A 17,773-nucleotide genomic window follows, 5' to 3' on the forward strand; every position below is an offset into this window, starting at 1 on the left:
CCGCCGGACCCGCCTTCCTTACCCGCCCCGCCGCCACTCAGGCCCGGCGGTACCTCGTCCTGGCGTATTCAGTGACCCACTTCCGGCTGCTCCGCCAGACGCCGTCGTCTCCCTTCACCGCCCTGAGGCGCCCGCGGGCGGCGGCGACCCGCAGGGCGTCCTGCGTGAGGTCCGCGGTGGCGAGCGCTGGCAGCGGCAGCAGCTTCACGGGGCCGGCGACGGCGGGCATGACGAAGCGGTACAGATTGGTCGTGACGCTGCGCGCGATGAGTTCGCCGAGAGGCCCCGGTTCCCCGGCGTCGGCCTTGCGCATTGCCCTGAGATAGCTGTCCCGGTCGCGTTTGTAGATGATCGCCGGCGGATAGCCGAGCCTGCCCAGCAGGAGGCTGAGCAGGAGCCGTCCCGCACGCCCATTCCCGTCCAGGAAGGGGTGAACCACCTCGAAGGTGTTGTGGAGGACGGCGAGGCGTTCCGCGAGGGGCGTGTCGCTGTCCTCGCGCAACCTGTTGACATCGTCGGTCCACGTGCGCATCCGCGAATCCACCTCCGGCCACGGCGGGGGCTTCATGCCGCCGGGGAAGCGAGCGATCTCGTGCCGCCGGAAGTTGCCCGGAGCCTCTGAGTCGAGCGCATGCGGGTGTGGCGCTACCGTCCAGACCGGTGTCATCGCAAGGTAATGGACGTGCCGGACCTCCTGTACGGACAGGAGTTGGCCGTCCTGCCAATCGCCTGGTGCCAGTGCCTGACCGTAGACCCACCTCGCGGCGTCGGCGTAGCCCCGGACCTCCATGTAGTCCCGAAGTGGCTTGGCGCCGACCGCGCGGCCCTCGTCGAGGAGCTTCTCGACCTCCTGCAGCACGAGCGTGTTGCCTTCGATGGCCGTGCTGTTGTGGGCTTCCTGATGCCAGATGTCCGACCAGATGTCTTCCGCCTCGTCCGGCGACGGCAGGCCACCCAGGCGCTCTCGCAACTCGAGGACCGCCTCTTCCAAACGCCGGTGCACCGTTGCCCGAGATGGTCGACCGGGTCCCGCCATGCTCGCCGCTCCCACGGTTGTTCGGCTGAGGAAAAATTATTCTACCGAACAGATTGACCTGACTTTGTTCGCCCTGGCCGGAGAAATCCGAACGAACAAAAGGCGCCCCGGGTCCCTCAGTAGGGGCGGTGGGCCCTGCCCACGTTGTCCTCAGTCGCCAGCCTCAGCGGGCGGCGGAGATCCGGGTGGCGTACGCCTGGGCCTCGGCGTCGTCGGCGTAGCGGGTGCGGGGCCAGAAGAAGCCGCGCAGCCCGTCGCCCTTCGTCCGGGGCACCACGTGGGTGTGCAGGTGCGGGACCGACTGGGACACCTTGTTGTTCATCGCCACGAACGTGCCGCCGGCCCCCAGACCGGTCTCCACCGCCAACGCGAGCCGCCGGACCAGGCCGAAGTAGCCGGCCAGCCCCTCGGCGGGCAGGTCGGCCAGGGTGACCAGGTGGGTGCGCGGCACCACCAGCACGTGCCCCTTGAAGACCGGCCGGGTGTCCAGGAACGCCACCCCGTCCGGCTCGTCGGCGACCCGGAACGCCGGCACCTCGCCCGCCACGATCCCGCAGAACACGCACCCGCTCACCCGGGCAGGGTAACCGCCGCCGGGAAGGGCGGCCGTGCGGTGGCAGAGCCGGGTGATCCATCGGGTGCGGGTTGTGACGCCTCCCGCGGCCCCGGCGACTAGCCTCACGGGAATGAGTCACGGCTTCGAGACGCTCGCCATCCACGCCGGTCAGGACCCGGAAGCCCGCACCGGCGCGGTGATCCCTCCGATCTACCAGACCAGCACGTACGCCCAGGACGCCGTCGGCGCGCCCCGGCTGGGCTACGAGTACAGCCGCTCCGGCAACCCGACCCGCGACGCGCTCCAGGAGTGCCTCGCCGCGCTGGAGGGCGGGTCGGTCGGCCTCGCCTTCGCCAGCGGACTGGCCGCCGAGGACACCCTGCTGCGCACCGTCTGCAAGCCGGGCGACCACGTGGTGATCCCCGACGACGCGTACGGCGGCACGTACCGGCTCTTCGCCCGGGTCGCCGAGCGCTGGGGGCTGGACTACACCCCGGCGCGGGTCTCCGACCCGGACGCGATCCGGGCCGCCGTCGAGCCGGGCCGGACGAGGATCGTCTGGGTGGAGACGCCCACCAACCCGCTGCTCGGCATCGCCGACATCGCCGCGCTGGCCGGGGTCGCGCACGACGCGGGCGCCCTGCTGGTGGTCGACAACACCTTCGCCTCGCCGTATCTCCAGCAGCCGATTGCGCACGGCGCGGACGTGGTGGTGCACTCCACCACCAAGTACGTCGGCGGTCACTCCGACGTGGTCGGTGGCGCGCTGGTCGCGGCCGACGCCGGGCTCGGGGAGGAACTGCGCTACCACCAGAACGCGATGGGCGCGATCAACGGCCCCTTCGACGCGTGGCTCACCCTGCGCGGCATCAAGACGCTCGGTGTACGCATGGACCGGCACTGTGACAACGCCGAGCGGATCGCGGCCTACCTGGACGGGCACGCCAAGGTCGGTCAGGTCATCTACCCGGGACTGCCCTCGCACCCCGGCCACGAGGTCGCCGCGAAGCAGATGCGCCGGTTCGGCGGCATGATCTCGTTCCGGGCCGCCGGCGGCGAGGAGCACGCCGTGGAGATCTGCAACCGGGCGAAGCTGTTCGTCCTCGCCGAGTCGCTGGGCGGCGTGGAATCCCTGATCGAGCACCCGGGCCGGATGACACACGCAAGTGCTGCCGGCTCGCCGCTTGAAGTTCCCGGCGATCTCGTGCGACTGTCTGTCGGCATCGAGACGGTCGACGACCTGCTCGCCGATCTGGAGCAGGCGCTGGGCTGACCGCTGGCTGGGAGGGTGGCCGTGCAGGACATCATGCCGACCTGGGTGGGGGCGACCGCCAAGCAGATCGCCCGGGGCGTACGCCGGGGCGACGTCACGGCCACCCAGGTCGTCGCGGACCACCTCGACCACATCGCCCGGGTCGACGCCGACCTCGCCGCGTTCCGCACGGTACGCGGCGGGGAGGCGATCACCGAGGCGGAGAAGGTCGACGAGCAGGAGGACCTGGCCAACCTGCCGCTGGCCGGGGTGCCGGTGGCGGTCAAGGAGAACACCCCGGTCGCCGGCCTGCCCACCTGGAACGGGTCGGCCGCGGTCCGTACGCCCGTCGCCGAGGCCGACCACGAGGTGGTCCGTCGGCTGCGCGGCGCCGGCGCGGTGATCCTCGGGGTGACCCGGATGCCGGAGCTGGGCCTCTGGGGGATCACCGACGACGAGACCGCGGTCACCCGCAACCCCTGGGACGCCGGGCGTACCCCCGGCGGCTCCTCGGGCGGCGCGGCCGCCGCGGTCGCCGCCGGGCTGGTGCCGATCGCCCACGGCAACGACGGCCTCGGCTCGATCCGCATCCCGGCGGCCTGCTGCGGCCTGGTCGGGCTCAAGCCGGGGCGGGGCGTGGTCCCGTGCCAGCTCGGCGCGGAGGACTGGTTCGGCCTCACGGAGCACGGCATGCTCACCAGCACGGTCGCCGACGCGGCCGTCGGCTTCTCCGTGCTGGCCGGCCGCCGCCCGGAGACGCTGGTCCCGCCGCAGCGGCTGCGGGTGGGCGTCTCGCTCCGTTCGCCGGTGCGGGGCGTGCACCCCGACCAGCCCAACCGGGACGCGGTCGCCGCCGCCGGCCGGCTGCTCGCCGCCGCCGGTCACGACACGGTGCCGGCCGATCCGGTCTACCCGACCGCGCTGGGCCTGCAGGGGATCGCGACCTGGTTCGCCGCGGCGGCCGCCGACGTGCGCGCCGCCGGGCTGGACCGGCGCGGCCTCCAGCGGCGCAGCCGCCGGCACGTCGCCCTCGGCGAGTGGGCGCAGCGGCGGGGGTACGTCCGGGAGGCCGACCGGGCCGCCTGGCGCGAGCGCTCGATCGGCTTCTTCGCCGACCACTCGGTCGACCTGCTGCTCACCCCGGCCCTGGCCACCGTGCCGCCGGAGGCCGCCGGCTGGTCCGGCCGCTCCTGGCGGGCCAACATGCTGGCCAACATCCGGTACGCCCCGTTCGCCGCGCCGTGGAACATCGCCGGCCTGCCCGCCCTCGTGGTGCCGGTCGGCCGCCGTCCCGACGGGCTGCCGGTCGGCGTGCAGCTGATCGGCCCGCCCGGCTCCGAGTTGCTGCTGCTCGGCGTCGCCGGCCAGTTCGAGATGCAGGCCCCCTGGTCCCGCCACGCCCCCACCTACCCCCGCACCCCCGCCACCGTCTAACCCCACCCCCACCCCCGCCAGGTCTCCGCGATCTTGCGGTTTCCGCCCCGGCAAATGGGGATGAACGGCGCGCTTCGCGGGCCCAAGGTGCAAGATCGCGGATGGTTCCGGTGCGGGCGTCGGTGCAGGCGGCGGGGGCGGCGGGTGGCACGATCAGGGCATGACGGAACTGGTCGGTCTCGCCGACGTACGCGCCGCGCGGGAACTGCTCGCGGGCGTCACCCGGACGACCCCGCTGGAGCCCTCCCGGCCGCTCAGCGCGGCGCTGGGCGGGCCGACGTGGCTCAAGTGCGAGAACCTGCAGCGCGCCGGCTCGTACAAGGTGCGCGGCGCGTACGTGCGGATCTCCCGACTGTCCGAGGCGGAGCGGGCCAACGGCGTGGTCGCGGCGAGTGCCGGCAACCACGCCCAGGGGGTGGCGCTCGCCGCCGGCCTCGTCGGCACCCACGCCACGGTCTTCATGCCGGTGAACGCGCCGCTGCCGAAGGTCGCCGCCACCAAGGGGTACGGCGCCCAGGTCGAACTCGTCGGCAACACCGTCGACGAGTCCCTGGTCGCGGCGCAGACCTTCGCCGAGCGGACCGGGGCGACGCTCATCCACCCGTTCGACCACCGGGACGTGATCGCCGGCCAGGGCACGGTGGCCCTGGAGATCCTCGAACAGTGCCCCGAGGTCAGGACGATCGTCACCGGGGTGGGCGGCGGTGGGCTGGTCTCCGGCATGGCGGTGGCCGCCAAGGCGTTGCGGCCCGACGTGCGCGTCATCGGCGTGCAGGCGGCCAGCGCGGCAGCCTTCCCGCCCTCCCTGGTGGCCGGCGAGCCGGTACGCCTCCCGTCGTTCAGCACGATCGCGGACGGCATCGCCGTCGGCCGGCCGGGGGAGATCACCTTCACCCACGTCCGCAAGCTGGTCGACGAGATCGTCACGGTCTCCGAGGAGGACATCTCCCGGGCGCTGCTGATGCTGCTGGAGCGCGGCAAGCAGGTGGTGGAGCCGGCCGGCGCGGTGGGCGTGGCGGCGCTGCTGGCGGGCGCGGTCGAGGTGGAGCCGCCGGTCGTGGCGGTGCTCTCCGGCGGCAACATCGACCCGCTGCTGATGCTCCGGGTGATCGAGCACGGCCTCGCCGCGGCCGGCCGCTACCTGCGGGTGACCGTGCGCTGCACGGACCGCCCGGGGCAGCTCGCCTCGCTGCTCAGCGAGATCGCCGAGCACCGGGCGAACGTGGTGGACGTGGAGCACCAGCGGGCCAACCCGCGCCTGCGTCTGGGCGAGGTGGAGGTGGCGCTGTCGGTGGAGACCCGGGGCGTCGAGCACTCCGACACGCTGATCAGCGCGTTGCGGGCCAGCGGCTACCAGGTGGTCTTCGCGGCTGAGGCGTGACACCGGTCGGTGTCACGCCTCAGCGGGGTGTGCGGAGCGTCGCCCGGCTCTCACCGCCCGGTGGCGGCGGGCGAGTGCCGGGCGGTGCGGATCAGCCGGAGAACGGCTCGAAACCGACCACGGTCACCTTGATGTCGGCGCCGCTGGGGGCCGTGTAGGTGCAGGTCTGACCGGCCCGGCCGCCGAGGATCGCCTTGCCCAGCGCCGACTCCGGGCTGTAGACCGTCAGGTCGGTGGTCGACGCGATCTCCCGGGAGCCGAGCAGGAACGTCTCGGTGTCGTCCTTGTCGTCGTCGAAGTAGATCGTGACGACCATGCCGGGGGACACCACGTCGGCGGTCGGCGCCTCGCCGACCTGCGCGGTGCGGAGCAGCTCCTTCAGGTAGAGGATGCGCCCCTCGGCCTTGCCCTGCTCCTCGCGGGCCGCGTGGTAGCCGCCGTTCTCCCGCAGGTCGCCCTCCTCGCGCCGGGCGTTGATCTCGGCGGCGATGACCGGCCGGTTGGCGATCAGCTCGTCGAGCTCGGCCTGGAGCCGGTCGTATGCGTCCTGGGACAGCCAGGTGGCGGGCGCCTCGTTGCCAGTGGACACAGGCGGTCTCCTCAGATGTGCGTGCTGGCTGACAGGTGAACCTCCAAGCTACCAGTGCGGTACGACACGGGGGTGTCGACGATCACCGGCGGCACCCCGTCCGGCGCCGCCGTGTCGCCTGTGCCGGCGCGTCCGGCCCGCGTCGTGGCTGCTCAGGCCGGGGGCCGGCAGCGCACCACCTCGCCGATGAAGGGGCGGGCACTGGTGACCAGCCGGTGCTGCGTCGTCACCTGCCGCTGGCCCGGCCGGGCGGTCACCGTGACCTTTTCCTTGGCCACCTCGGCGCCGGCACGGTCCCGGGCGCGCAGCAGGCACACCGCCGATCCGCCCTCGGGCACGGTGACCCGGAAGTCGACCAGCACCTGGCTGTCGGTGATGCCGGTGTAGGTGATCACCTGGGCGTCGTAGTTCGGGTCGCCGTACTGCCGGTAGAGCCGGACCGTGACCAGGATCAGGACCGCGACGAGGGCGATCACGAGCAGCGCCGCCAGCAGCGGCCGGCGGCGGCCGGGTTCCCGGCGGCGGCCGTACCGGCCGGGCGGGAAGGCCGGCGCGCCCGGCGGAAGTGTGGCGTGCGTCTCGGTCACCGGCGGGTATCTCCTGGCGTTGTTGTCGGCGGCATCGGCAAGAATGGCAGAGTTCCATCTTCCCAGCCCGTCCCGTCGTCAAGAATGACACGTCGGCACCGTCAGGTCCCGGTGCGGGGGGAGGATGCCGGCAGATCAGCCGGGCGGTCCCGCGGGGGGTCCGCCGGCCGCCAGAGACGAGGAGCGCCGACGTTGGCAGAGCGACTGCGACTGATGGCCGTCCACGCACACCCTGACGACGAGTCGAGCAAGGGCGCCGCGACCACCGCGAAGTACGTGGCCGAGGGGGTCGACGTCCTGGTTGTCACGTGCACCGGCGGGGAGCGCGGCAGCGTGCTCAACCCGAAGATGGACCGGCCCGACGTCTGGGCCAACATCGCCGAGATCCGCCGGAGCGAGATGGACGCCGCGCGGGCCATCCTCGGCGTCGAGCAGGCGTGGCTCGGCTTCGTCGACTCCGGTCTGCCCGAGGGCGACCCGCTGCCGCCGCTGCCGGAGGGCTGCTTCGCCCTCCAGGACGTCGAGGTGGCGGCCGGCCCGCTGGTGCGGCTGATGCGCCAGTTCCGCCCACACGTCGTCACCACGTACGACGAGGAGGGCGGCTACCCGCACCCCGACCACATCATGACGCACAAGATCAGCGTGGCGGCCTTCGACGCCGCCGGTGATCCGGAGCGCTACCCGGAGCTGGGCGAGCCGTGGCAGCCGCTCAAGCTCTACTACGACATCGGCTTCTCGAAGGGCAAGATCATGGCCCTGCACGAGGCGATCCTCGCCACCGGCCGGGAGTCGCCCTACGAGGAGTGGCTCACCCGCTGGGAGGACCGGCCCGACAAGGGCCCCCGGATCACCACCCGCGTGGAGTGCGCCGACTACTTCCCGGTCCGCGACGACGCGCTGCGGGCCCACGCCACCCAGATCGACCCGGACGGCTTCTGGTTCCACGTGCCGATGGAGGTGCAGCGGCGCGCCTGGCCGACGGAGGACTTCGAGCTGGTCCGCTCGTTGGTCGACAGCCCGCTGCCCGAGTCCGACCTCTTCGCCGGGGTGCGCGAGACGGTCCATGCCCGCTGATCCGGTGGGCGGCTACGCTGGTCACCAACCGCACACCGGAGGAACGCCATGCTGACCGCTGCACAGGTGCTCGCCCAGAACAACTTCGGGGACACCCGTTCGGGTGGCCTGGCGGGGCCGATGGGCCTCTTCCTCATCCTGGTCCTGGCGACGGCGACCATCCTGCTGATCCGCAACATGAACGCCCGGCTGCGCCGGCTGCCCGACCGGTTCCCCCAGCAGGGGCCAACCGTCGACGCGCACCGGGCGGACGCGGCGGTCGTCGATCCGACAGACGGGACGCCGGCGCAGGATTCATCCTCGGACGCCCCCAAGGGGCGTCAGCAGCGCCGCAACGGGTAATCCACGCATGATTCACGTCGAACCGGGTCGTCGCCCCCTGTTGCGGCCACCGGGTTTGCCTTAGCCTTCCGCCGGGGGACCAAGAGTTCCCGAGCCGTGCGCGGAAGGGGGCGCCGATGACCACCACAGCAGCGGCCGCCCGGCGTACCGGCGATCGGCCCGTGGGCGGAGGGGATCGGTGACCTCCGGCAAGGCCGGCGAGCCGCCCAACCGGCTCGAAGACCGCGGCACCCCGCCGCGGCTGCTCCTGCTCACCGCCGCCGTCGCGCTGACCGCCCTGGTCGCCGCCGCGGTGGGGTGGACCCTGCCGACGCGCATCCCCGCCGACGCCGCGCTCGGCGGGCCGGCCCGGTTCGGCATCGCCGTCGTCGTGTTCGCCGTCGCCCAACTGGCCCGGCTGCGGTTCCGCACCGCCGCCGGAATGGTCAGCATCACCTGGGGCGAGGCCGCGCTGATCATCTGCCTCTACCTCGCGCCCGCCGGCTGGCTGCCCTCCGCCACGCTCCTCGGCGCCGGGCTCGCCTGGTCGGCGATGTCGCTGCTCGGCGACCGCCGGCCGGTGCTTGAGGTCGTCCGGATCACGGCCTCGCTGACCGCCGCCACCGCGCTGGCCGTCTCGGTCACCACCGCGCTCGGCCGGCCGCTGCTGGCCGCGCCGACGCCGGGGCTCGCCCTGGCCGTGGTCGCCGGGTCGGTCACCTACCTGCTCGCGACCGCCTGGCTGGGCGGGGCCACCCTGGCGCTCCGGCACGGCATCCCCGTCGCCCCGCCGCTGCTCGCCGCGCTCCGCGGCAAGCTGCTGATGTTCGTCGGCAACGTCGCCGTCGGGCTGGTCGTGGTGGCGCTGCTGGAACTCGACGCGCGCTGGCTGCTGCTGCTCCCGCCGCCGCTCTGGCTGCTCCAGCAGACCTACCGGCACCGGCTCCGCGCCGACCAGGAGCGCCGCACCTGGCGCGCCTTCGCCGAGGCCACCGCCGCGCTCAACCAGCTCGACGAGCGGGGGGTCGCCACCGCCGCGGTGACCGGGGCCCTGGCGCTGTTCAACGCCGAACTCGTCGACGTCGACGTCGCCCGGGGCGACGGCCGGTGGCGGCGCTACCGGGGCGACCCGGGTGGTCACCTGGTCGACCGGGAGGTCGCGCCGCCGGGCCGGACCGACCCGGCGGAGCACGAGCTGGTCCGCACCCTCACCGTGGGCGCCGCCCGGGTGGGCGAGCTGCGGGTCCGCTTCCCGCGCTCGGCCCCGCCCAGTGCCCGGGAGCGCGACGCCGTGGCCGCGTTCGGCGACGCCCTCGCCGCCGCCCTGCACGACGCCGCCACCCACCGGGAGCTGCGGCTGGTGACCGCCCGCTCGTCGTACGAGGCGGTGCACGACCAGCTCACCGGGCTGGTGAACCGGTCGGCCATGCTCAGCAAGGGCGACCAGGCGCTGCGGCAGCTCGCCCACGACCATCCGGTGGCGCTGCTGCTGCTCGACATCAACCAGTTCAAGGAGGTCAACGACACCCTCGGGCACGCCGCCGGCGACCAGTTGCTGCGCTTGACCGCCAACCGGCTGGGCACCCTCGCCCGCCCCGGGGACCTGCTCGCGCGGCTCGGCGGCGACGAGTTCGCCCTGCTGCTGACGTCGGTCCCGGTGGTCGGCGACCGGGCCGCCGCGATGGCGTACGCGCTGCGGCAGGCCCGCGAGATCGCCGAGCGGCTCGCCGCGCCGACCGAGGTGGCGGGGGTCCGGATGTCCGTCGAGGTCTCCGTCGGGGTGGTGGTCGCCGACGCCGGCACCGCCGACCTGACCGAGCTGCTGCGCCGGGCCGACATCGCGATGTACCAGGCCAAGGAGGGCGGCGGCAGCGTCGCCGCGTACGACTCCACCAGGGACGCCGCCAGCACCGACCAGCTGGCCCTGCTGGCCGAGCTGCGCGAGGCGCTGAAGGCCGACGACCAGCTGGTGCTGGCGTTGCAGCCCGCGGTCGACCTGGCCACCGGCGCGCCGACCGGAGTGGAGGCGCTGATCCGCTGGCGGCACCCGCGCCGGGGCTGGCTCGCCCCGCACGACTTCATCCGGCCGGTGGAGAACAGCGAGCAGCTCGGCAGCTTCACCCGCTACGTGCTGGACAAGGCGCTCACCGTCGCCGCCGGCTGGGCCCGGGACGGGGTCGACGTGCCGATCTCGGTCAACCTGTCGGCGCGCAGCCTGCTCGACCCCCACCTGCCCGCCGAGATCGCCGAGGCGCTGCGGCGGCACGAGGTGCCGCCGGACCGGCTGGTCCTGGAGATCACCGAGACGGTGGTGATGAGCGAGCTGGAGGTCATCGACGAGGTGCTCACCACGCTGCGGTCGATGGGCGTGCAGCTCGCGGTGGACGACTTCGGCACCGGCTTCTCCTCGCTGACGTTCCTCACCCGGATCGCCGTGGACGAGCTCAAGGTGGACCGTTCCTTCGTGATCCGGATGGCCGACTCGCCCGAGGCGGCGGCGATCGTGCGGACGACCGTCGGCCTGGCCCACGAGCTGGGGCTGCGGGTGGTCGCCGAGGGCGTGGAGACGGCCGAGCAGCGGTCCGCCCTGGCCGAGCTGGGCTGCACGGCCGCACAGGGTTACCACTTCTTCAAGCCGATGCCGGCCGACAAGATCGGGGCGGTGCTGGGCACCCTGCTCGACGAGGCCCGGCCGAACGTCTTCCCGCTGCGCGCCGACGGCGCCTCCTGACCCGGCCCGGCGCACCGCACCGCTCGGGCGGGCGCCCACGCGGAGCGCGGGCGGGCGGGGCACCGGCTGGTTATGGTCGTCGGGTGAACCGACTCGCTGACGCCACGAGCCCGTACCTCCTCCAGCACGCCGACAACCCGGTCGACTGGTGGCCGTGGTGCGACGAGGCGTTCGCCGAGGCGAAGCGCCGGGACGTGCCCGTGATCATCTCGGTCGGCTACGCCGCCTGCCACTGGTGCCACGTGATGGCCCACGAGTCGTTCGAGAACGAGCAGGTCGGCGCCCTGATGAACGACGGCTTCGTCTCGATCAAGGTGGACCGCGAGGAGCGACCCGACGTCGACGCCGTCTACATGACCGCCACCCAGGCGATGACCGGGCAGGGCGGCTGGCCGATGACCGTCTTCGCCACCCCGGACGGCACCCCGTTCTTCTGCGGCACCTACTTCCCCCGGCCGAACTTCGTCCGGCTGCTCCAGTCGGTCGCCGCCGCCTGGCGGGACCAGCGGGACGCCGTGATCACGCAGGGCGCCGCCGTGGTCGAGGCCATCGGCGGAGCCCAGGCCGTCGGCGGCCCCACCGCGCCGCTGGACGCCGCGCTGCTCGACGCCGCGGCCGACCAGCTCGGCGGCGAGTACGACGAGGTGAACGGCGGCTTCGGCGGCGCGCCGAAGTTCCCGCCGCACATGAACCTGCTCTTCCTGCTCCGGCACCACCAGCGCACCGGCTCGGCGCGGAGCCTGGAGGTCGCCCGGCACACCTGCGAGGCGATGGCCCGCGGCGGCATCTACGACCAGCTCGCCGGCGGCTTCGCCCGCTACTCGGTCGACGCGCACTGGACCGTGCCGCACTTCGAGAAGATGCTCTACGACAACGCGCTGCTGCTGCGGACGTACACCCAGCTCTGGCGGCTGACCGGCGACCCGCTCGCCGCCCGGGTGGCGGCCGAGACCGCCGCCTTCATGATCGACGACCTGGGCACGCCCGAGGGTGGCCTGGCCTCCGCGCTGGACGCGGACACCGAGGGCGTCGAGGGGCTCACCTACTCCTGGACCCCGGCCCAGCTCGTGGAGGCGCTGGGGGAGGACGACGGCCGCTTCGCCGCCGACCTGTTCGCGGTCACCGAGGAAGGATCGTTCGAGCACGGCACGAGCGTGCTGCGGCTGGCCCGGGACGTGGACGACGCAGCCCCGGACGTGGCCGCCCGGTGGGAGCGGATCCGGGCCCGGCTGCGCGAGGTCCGCGACACCCGTCCCCAGCCGGCCCGGGACGACAAGGTGGTCGCCTCCTGGAACGGGCTCGCGGTCACCGCGCTGGTCGAGCACACCGCGCTCACCGGCGATCCGGTCACCGCCGCCGCCGCGGTCCGGATCGGCGAGGTGCTCGCCGAGCGGCACATCGTGGACGGGCGGCTGCGCCGGGTCTCCCGGGCCGGCGTGGTCGGCGAGCCGGCCGGCGTGCTGGAGGACCACGGCTGCGTGGCCGAGGCGTTCTGCGCGCTGCACCAGCTCACCGGGGAGGGGCGCTGGCTGACGCTGGCCGGCCGGCTGCTCGACGTCGCGCTGGAGCGGTTCGCCGCCCCCGGCGGCGGGTTCTACGACACCGCCGACGACGCCGAGCGGCTGGTCGCCCGCCCCGCCGACCCCACCGACAACGCCACCCCGTCCGGGCGTTCGGCGATCGTCGCGGCGCTGGTCGCGTACGCGGCCCTGACCGGTGAGACCCGCTACCGGGAGGCCGCCGAGGCCGCGCTGTCGACCGTGGCGCCGATCGTCGGCCGGCACGCCCGGTTCACCGGCTACGCGGCCACCGTCGGCGAGGCGCTGCTCTCCGGGCCGTACGAGATCGCGGTGGTCACCGACGAGCCGACCGGCGACCCGCTGGTGGCGGCGGCGCACCGGCACGCCCCGCCCGGCGCGGTGATCGTGGCGGGCCGCCCGGGACAGGCCGGGGTGCCGCTGCTCGCCGACCGGCCGATGGTCGACGGGCGGCCCACCGCGTACGCCTGTCGGGGTTTCGTCTGCGAGCGCCCGGTGACGATGGTGGAGGACCTGGTCGGCCAGCTCGGCCGGCGCTGAGGCCCACGGCCGCGGCGGTGTGCGATCGGCCATCCGGCGGGGCGGCGGACGGGTCGCCCGGATAGGCTGGCGCCGCTATGGATTCCCGTACCGGTCTGCCCGTTGTCGGCATGGTGGGTGGTGGCCAGCTGGCCCGGATGACCCACCAGGCCGCGATCGCCCTCGGCCAGTCGCTGCGTGTGCTCGCGCTGGCCCCCGACGACGGCGCCGCGCTGGTCGCCGCCGACGTCCAGTACGGCGACCACACCGACCTCGCCGCGCTGCGCACCTTCGCCAAGGGCTGTGACGTGGTCACCTTCGACCACGAGCACGTCCCCACCGAGCACATCCGGGCGCTGGCCGCCGAGGGCGTGAAGCTCTTCCCGCCGGCCGACGCGCTGCTGCACGCCCAGGACAAGCGGGTGATGCGGGAGCGGCTCGGCGAGCTGGGCGCGCCGAACCCGGCGTGGCGACCGGTCGCCGAACCGGCCGACCTGGTGGCCTTCGGCGACGAGACCGGCTGGCCGGTCGTGCTCAAGGCGGCCCGCGGCGGCTACGACGGCCGGGGCGTCTGGCTGGTCGGCGACGCGGCGCAGGCCACCGAGCTGGCCGCGACGCTGCTCGCCGGCGGCACCCGGCTGATCGTCGAGGAGCGGGTGCCGCTGCGCCGGGAACTCGCCGTGCAGGTGGCCCGCTCGCCGTTCGGGCAGGTCGCCGCGTACCCGGTGGTCGAGACGGTGCAGCGGGACGGCATCTGCGTCGAGGTGCTCGCCCCCGCGCCGGGTCTGCCGGAGGAGCTGGCGGTCGCCGCCCAGCAGCTCGCCATCGACCTGGCCACCGCGCTCGGCGTGGTCGGCCTGCTCGCGGTGGAGCTGTTCGAGGTCGCCGACCCGACCGCGCCCGCCGGCAGCCGGATCGTGGTGAACGAGCTGGCGATGCGGCCGCACAACTCCGGGCACTGGACCATCGAGGGCGCGCGCACGTCGCAGTTCGAGCAGCACCTGCGGGCGGTGCTCGACTACCCGATGGGAGACACCTCGCTGACCGCGCCCGTCGTGGTGATGGCGAACGTGCTCGGCGGCGAGCCGGGCGGGATGTCGATCGACGAGCGGCTGCACCACCTCTTCGCGGCGGAGCCGGGCGCCAAGGTGCACCTCTACGGCAAGCAGGTGCGACCCGGGCGCAAGATCGGGCACGTCACGGTGCTCGGCGACGACCTGGACGACGTACGGACGCGGGCCGCGCGGGCCGCCCGCTGGCTGCGGGAGGGGCACCAGTGAGCGTGACCGGTGAACGTGCGGATGCCGTCGTCGGCCTGATCATGGGCAGCGACTCGGACTGGCCGACGATGAAGGCCGCCGCCGAGGTGCTGGACGAGTTCGAGGTGCCGTACGAGGTCGAGGTGGTCTCGGCGCACCGGACCCCGGTCAAGATGATCGACTACGGTCGGGCCGCCGCCGACCGGGGCCTGAAGGTGATCATCGCCGGTGCGGGGGGCGCCGCCGCCCTGCCGGGCATGGTCGCCTCGGTCACCCCGCTGCCGGTGATCGGCGTGCCGGTGCCGCTGAAGCACCTCGACGGGATGGACTCGCTCCTCTCCATCGTGCAGATGCCGGCCGGCGTGCCGGTGGCCACGGTGTCCATCGGCAACGCCCGCAACGCCGGGCTGCTCGCCGTCCGGATCCTGGCGGCCGGCGACCCCGCCCTGCTCGACCGGATGGCGGCCTACCAGGCGGACCTTGAGCAGTTGGTGGCCGAGAAGGACGCCGCCCTCCGCGCCTCCCTCGCCTGACGGTCCGCGCCCTCCGCGCCTCCGTCGCCTGACGGTCCGCGCCCTCCGCGCCTCCGTCGCCCGGGTCGGGTCCCGGCGACAGGGTGCGAGGACCGAGCCCGGGTGCGGTTTTCCGCACCCCGACGGCTGGGGGCGGCCCCGCGGAGTCGGCGGTCGACCTCATGGTCCGGGCCACGCCGGATTCGTAGCGTCGTCGGCATGATCCGTTTGTCGCGTGCGCCGAAGCACGCCGGCCTGTCGGCCCCGGAACCCTTCACCACGCGGATTGGCCGGTGGAGCGCCAACCATCCCTGGCTCGCCATCACGGCCTGGCTGTGCTTCGTGCTGGCCAGCGTGGTCGGCGGCAGCCTCGCCGGCACGGTCGAGGCGACCACGCAGGACAGCCTGCACGGGGAACTGGCCCGTGCGGACCGCATCGAGCAGGCCGGGGCCTTCCCCAAGGCCCCGGCGGCGGAGAGCGTCCTGATCACGGCGCGGGCCGGCGAACTCGATCTCGACCGGGCGCGGGCCGTGGCCACCGACCTGTCGACGCGCATGCGCGCCCTGCCCGACGTGGCGAAGGTGGCGGACCCGGTCACCTCCCCCAGCCGTCAGGCGCTGCTGGTCGAGGTGGAGATGGCCGGTTCGGCGGACGACGCCGACGCGCGGGTCGCGCCGCTGCTGGACGTCACGTCGCAGGCGCAGCAGCGGCATCCCGACCTCCGGGTGGAACAGGTGGGATCGGGTTCGCTGTCGAAGGCGCTGACCGAGACGCTGGCGGCCGACTTCGTCAAGGCGGAACTGATCAGCGTGCCCGTGGCGCTGGTGATCCTGCTGTTCAGCTTCGGCGCCCTGATCGCCGCCGGCGTGCCCGTCGTGCTGGCGTTGTCGGCCGTGGCCGGCGCGATGGGCCTGGCCCAGTTCGCCTCGCACATCTTCCCGGCGGGGGAGATGGTCAACAGCATCATCCTGCTGATCGGCATGGCGGTCGGCGTCGACTACTCGCTGTTCTACCTGCGCCGCGAGCGCGAGGAACGGGCCCGCGGGCGCGACCACCGCAGCGCGGTCGAGATCGCGGCCCGCACCTCGGGGCACGCCGTGCTGGTCTCCGGCGTGGCCGTCATGGTCGCCATGGCCAGCCTGTTCCTGGTCGGCGACAACACGTTCAGCTCGATGGCGACCGGCTCCATCCTGGTCGTCGGGGTGGCCATGATCGGATCCCTCACCGTCCTGCCCGCGATCCTGGTCGTGCTCGGACGCTGGGTGGACCGGCCCCGGGTGCCCTTCCTCGGCCGGCGGATCCAGCGGGCGGAGCGCAGCCGCTTCTGGGCGGCGGTCCTGCGGCCGGCGCTGCGCGCGCCGCTGGCGACGTTCGTGATCTCCGTCGGAGTGCTGGTCGTCGTGGCCGTCCCGGCGCTGGGGATGAACCTCAAGCGGCCCACCCTCACCGACCTGCCCCGCTCGATCCCGATCCTGCACACCTACGACCGCCTGGCCCAGGCGTTCCCCGGCAACGACCTCGGCACCAGCCACCTCGTCGCGATCCGCACCGGCGGCACGGGCGGGCCGGCGGTGGAGCGCGAGATCACCGATCTCGCCGCGCTCATCAAGGGGGACGGCCGGTTCGCACAGGACCGCACCCCGACCGTACGCAGGTCCGCCGACGGCACCGTCTTCCTGGCGACCGTCCGGGTCGCGGGCACCACCGACAGCCGCGCGGCCGCCGAGTCGCTGCACCGGCTGCGCGCCGAGTTGTTGCCGCAGACGGTCGGCACGGTCCCAGGCACGGAGTGGGCGGTGGCCGGCCGTACCGCCAACGACGCCGACTTCCGCGACCGCATGGCCGACGCGCTGCCGGCGGTCGTCGCGTTCGTGCTCGCCATGACCTTCCTGGTCATGCTCGTCACGTTCCGCTCGGTCGTGGTGGCGATGACCTCGATCCTGCTCAACGCGATCTCCGTGGCCGCCTCGTACGGGCTGCTGGTGCTGGTCTTCCAGCACACCTGGGCGGAAGACCTGCTCGGGTTCACCTCCAACGGCGCGATCGTGTCCTGGCTGCCGCTGATGCTGTTCGTCATCCTCTTCGGGCTCTCGATGGACTACCACGTGTTCGTCGTGAGCCGCATCCGCGAGGCGGTCCTGCGGGGCGTACCGACCCGGGAGGCGATCGAGCGGGGCATCGTCTCGTCGGCGTCCACGGTGAGCTGCGCCGCGATCATCATGGTCGCCGTGTTCTGCATCTTCGCCACCCTGTCGGTCGTCGAGTTCAAGCAACTCGGCGTGGGGCTGGCCGCCGCGATCCTGATCGACGCCACCGTCATCCGCGCGGTCGTCCTGCCGTCGCTCATGCGACTGCTCGGCGAGGCCAACTGGTGGGCGCCGCGATTCCTCGCCGGCCGTCGTCGGACCGCGGTCGCGGACACCGACCGTGACGCCGACACGCAGGTCCTCGTGGCGGCCGTCGACCGGTAGCCGGGTCGGCGGGACGGCGCGCCGCGCGTGGCGGGCCGCCGACCCCGATGATCCTTGCCCGACACACACCGAACCGGAAGGAGGACGGGCACACCGGCCCGCGAGGGCACGGCGGCCCTGACGACAGATGACCACGCCCTCGCCTGCCTCGCGGTGATCGACGGGGTGCCGAACGACCGGGCGGTCGCCTACGTCCGGCAGCACTACTCGCCCCAGGCCGTCGAGACCCCCTGGCAGCGCCGCTACGTCGCCCGGTTCCAGTAGCCGACCGCGACCATCCGGGGGCCGGGGCAGGGGCGATGGTCCCGTCGTGGGCCCCCGACCCGCACGGACGCCGCCGACGAGCAGCAGGGCCGCTCGTCGGCGGCGCTCTGTCAGCCGGCGAGGTCCGGCTCCTCCGGACGATGTCCCGCGCCATCTCGACGCCGAGCGCCGGCGGGTCGTCGCGCCGCTGCCCGAGCGCGCGCCCGGGGTTCAGCCCGACCTCGGCGTGCCGGCCCGTCCAGGCGCCG

At 73.7% G+C, this 17,773-nt stretch carries 14 protein-coding genes; 10 read left to right on the forward strand and 4 right to left on the reverse strand.

Annotated features, from left to right (window positions below; all coding sequences use genetic code 11):
• Nucleotides 1-37: 37 nt before the first annotated feature.
• Nucleotides 38-991: a Fic family protein gene (locus ACZ6Q9_RS10275; RefSeq protein WP_393258676.1), complete on the reverse strand. Its 954-nt coding sequence runs from the start codon at nt 989-991 to the stop codon at nt 38-40.
• Nucleotides 992-1,199: 208 nt separating this feature from the next.
• The gene (locus ACZ6Q9_RS10280) at nt 1,200-1,610 is read right to left on the reverse strand and encodes an HIT family protein (protein ID WP_393258678.1); all 411 of its coding nucleotides are present in this window, start codon (nt 1,608-1,610) and stop codon (nt 1,200-1,202) included.
• A 112-nt stretch (nt 1,611-1,722) separates the two neighbouring features.
• Between ACZ6Q9_RS10280 and ACZ6Q9_RS10285 the strand changes: the two genes are divergently transcribed.
• The 3 genes from ACZ6Q9_RS10285 (at nt 1,723) to ilvA (ending at nt 5,659) form a co-directional block, all read left to right on the forward strand.
• Nucleotides 1,723-2,865, forward strand: a complete 1,143-nt coding sequence (locus ACZ6Q9_RS10285) for a cystathionine gamma-synthase (protein WP_363708544.1) — start codon at nt 1,723-1,725, stop codon at nt 2,863-2,865.
• A 15-nt stretch (nt 2,866-2,880) separates the two neighbouring features.
• Entirely contained in the window at nt 2,881-4,278 is a 1,398-nt protein-coding gene (locus ACZ6Q9_RS10290) for an amidase (RefSeq protein ID WP_396828970.1), read from the forward strand.
• Between the two features lie 160 nt (nt 4,279-4,438).
• Entirely contained in the window at nt 4,439-5,659 is a 1,221-nt protein-coding gene (ilvA, locus tag ACZ6Q9_RS10295; RefSeq protein ID WP_363708548.1) for a threonine ammonia-lyase, read from the forward strand.
• A gap of 91 nt (nt 5,660-5,750) precedes the next feature.
• Here the strand turns inward: ilvA and greA are convergent, their stop codons facing one another.
• Together greA and ACZ6Q9_RS10305 are read right to left on the reverse strand one after the other, a co-directional pair.
• Entirely contained in the window at nt 5,751-6,248 is a 498-nt protein-coding gene (gene greA, locus ACZ6Q9_RS10300; RefSeq protein WP_357462509.1) for a transcription elongation factor GreA, read from the reverse strand.
• 152 nt (nt 6,249-6,400) lie between these two features.
• The gene (locus ACZ6Q9_RS10305) at nt 6,401-6,835 is read right to left on the reverse strand and encodes a DUF4307 domain-containing protein (protein WP_396828969.1); all 435 of its coding nucleotides are present in this window, start codon (nt 6,833-6,835) and stop codon (nt 6,401-6,403) included.
• A gap of 192 nt (nt 6,836-7,027) precedes the next feature.
• Between ACZ6Q9_RS10305 and mca the strand changes: the two genes are divergently transcribed.
• The 7 genes from mca (at nt 7,028) to ACZ6Q9_RS10340 (ending at nt 17,261) form a co-directional block, all read left to right on the forward strand.
• Nucleotides 7,028-7,909, forward strand: coding sequence for a mycothiol conjugate amidase Mca (mca, locus tag ACZ6Q9_RS10310; protein WP_393258684.1), 882 nt, complete (start codon nt 7,028-7,030; stop codon nt 7,907-7,909).
• A 48-nt stretch (nt 7,910-7,957) separates the two neighbouring features.
• The gene (locus ACZ6Q9_RS10315; protein WP_396828968.1) at nt 7,958-8,251 is read left to right on the forward strand and encodes a hypothetical protein; all 294 of its coding nucleotides are present in this window, start codon (nt 7,958-7,960) and stop codon (nt 8,249-8,251) included.
• A gap of 241 nt (nt 8,252-8,492) precedes the next feature.
• Nucleotides 8,493-10,961, forward strand: coding sequence for a putative bifunctional diguanylate cyclase/phosphodiesterase (locus ACZ6Q9_RS10320; RefSeq protein WP_396829067.1), 2,469 nt, complete (start codon nt 8,493-8,495; stop codon nt 10,959-10,961).
• A gap of 83 nt (nt 10,962-11,044) precedes the next feature.
• Complete coding sequence (locus ACZ6Q9_RS10325; RefSeq protein ID WP_396828967.1) at nt 11,045-13,039, forward strand: thioredoxin domain-containing protein; 1,995 nt, start codon at nt 11,045-11,047, stop codon at nt 13,037-13,039.
• Nucleotides 13,040-13,116: 77 nt separating this feature from the next.
• Nucleotides 13,117-14,298 (forward strand): 5-(carboxyamino)imidazole ribonucleotide synthase, encoded by a 1,182-nt coding sequence (locus ACZ6Q9_RS10330; protein WP_393258689.1) that lies wholly within the window; start codon nt 13,117-13,119, stop codon nt 14,296-14,298.
• A 41-nt stretch (nt 14,299-14,339) separates the two neighbouring features.
• Complete coding sequence (gene purE / locus ACZ6Q9_RS10335; RefSeq protein ID WP_396829066.1) at nt 14,340-14,810, forward strand: 5-(carboxyamino)imidazole ribonucleotide mutase; 471 nt, start codon at nt 14,340-14,342, stop codon at nt 14,808-14,810.
• 198 nt (nt 14,811-15,008) lie between these two features.
• Nucleotides 15,009-17,261: an MMPL family transporter gene (locus tag ACZ6Q9_RS10340; RefSeq protein ID WP_396828966.1), complete on the forward strand. Its 2,253-nt coding sequence runs from the start codon at nt 15,009-15,011 to the stop codon at nt 17,259-17,261.
• The last annotated feature ends 512 nt before the right edge of the window (nt 17,262-17,773 follow it).

This window comes from Micromonospora sp. NPDC049139, assembly GCF_055586845.1.

Excerpts from the sequence above, each read along its gene's own strand:
- ACZ6Q9_RS10285 (WP_363708544.1), top strand. The coding sequence starts at position 1,723 with ATGAGTCACGGCTTCGAGACGCTCGCCATCCACGCCGGTCAGGACCCG.
- ACZ6Q9_RS10315 (WP_396828968.1), top strand. The coding sequence starts at position 7,958 with ATGCTGACCGCTGCACAGGTGCTCGCCCAGAACAACTTCGGGGACACC.
- ilvA (WP_363708548.1), top strand. The coding sequence starts at position 4,439 with ATGACGGAACTGGTCGGTCTCGCCGACGTACGCGCCGCGCGGGAACTG.
- ACZ6Q9_RS10330 (WP_393258689.1), top strand. The coding sequence starts at position 13,117 with ATGGATTCCCGTACCGGTCTGCCCGTTGTCGGCATGGTGGGTGGTGGC.
- purE (WP_396829066.1), top strand. The coding sequence starts at position 14,340 with ATGGGCAGCGACTCGGACTGGCCGACGATGAAGGCCGCCGCCGAGGTG.
- ACZ6Q9_RS10340 (WP_396828966.1), top strand. The coding sequence starts at position 15,009 with ATGATCCGTTTGTCGCGTGCGCCGAAGCACGCCGGCCTGTCGGCCCCG.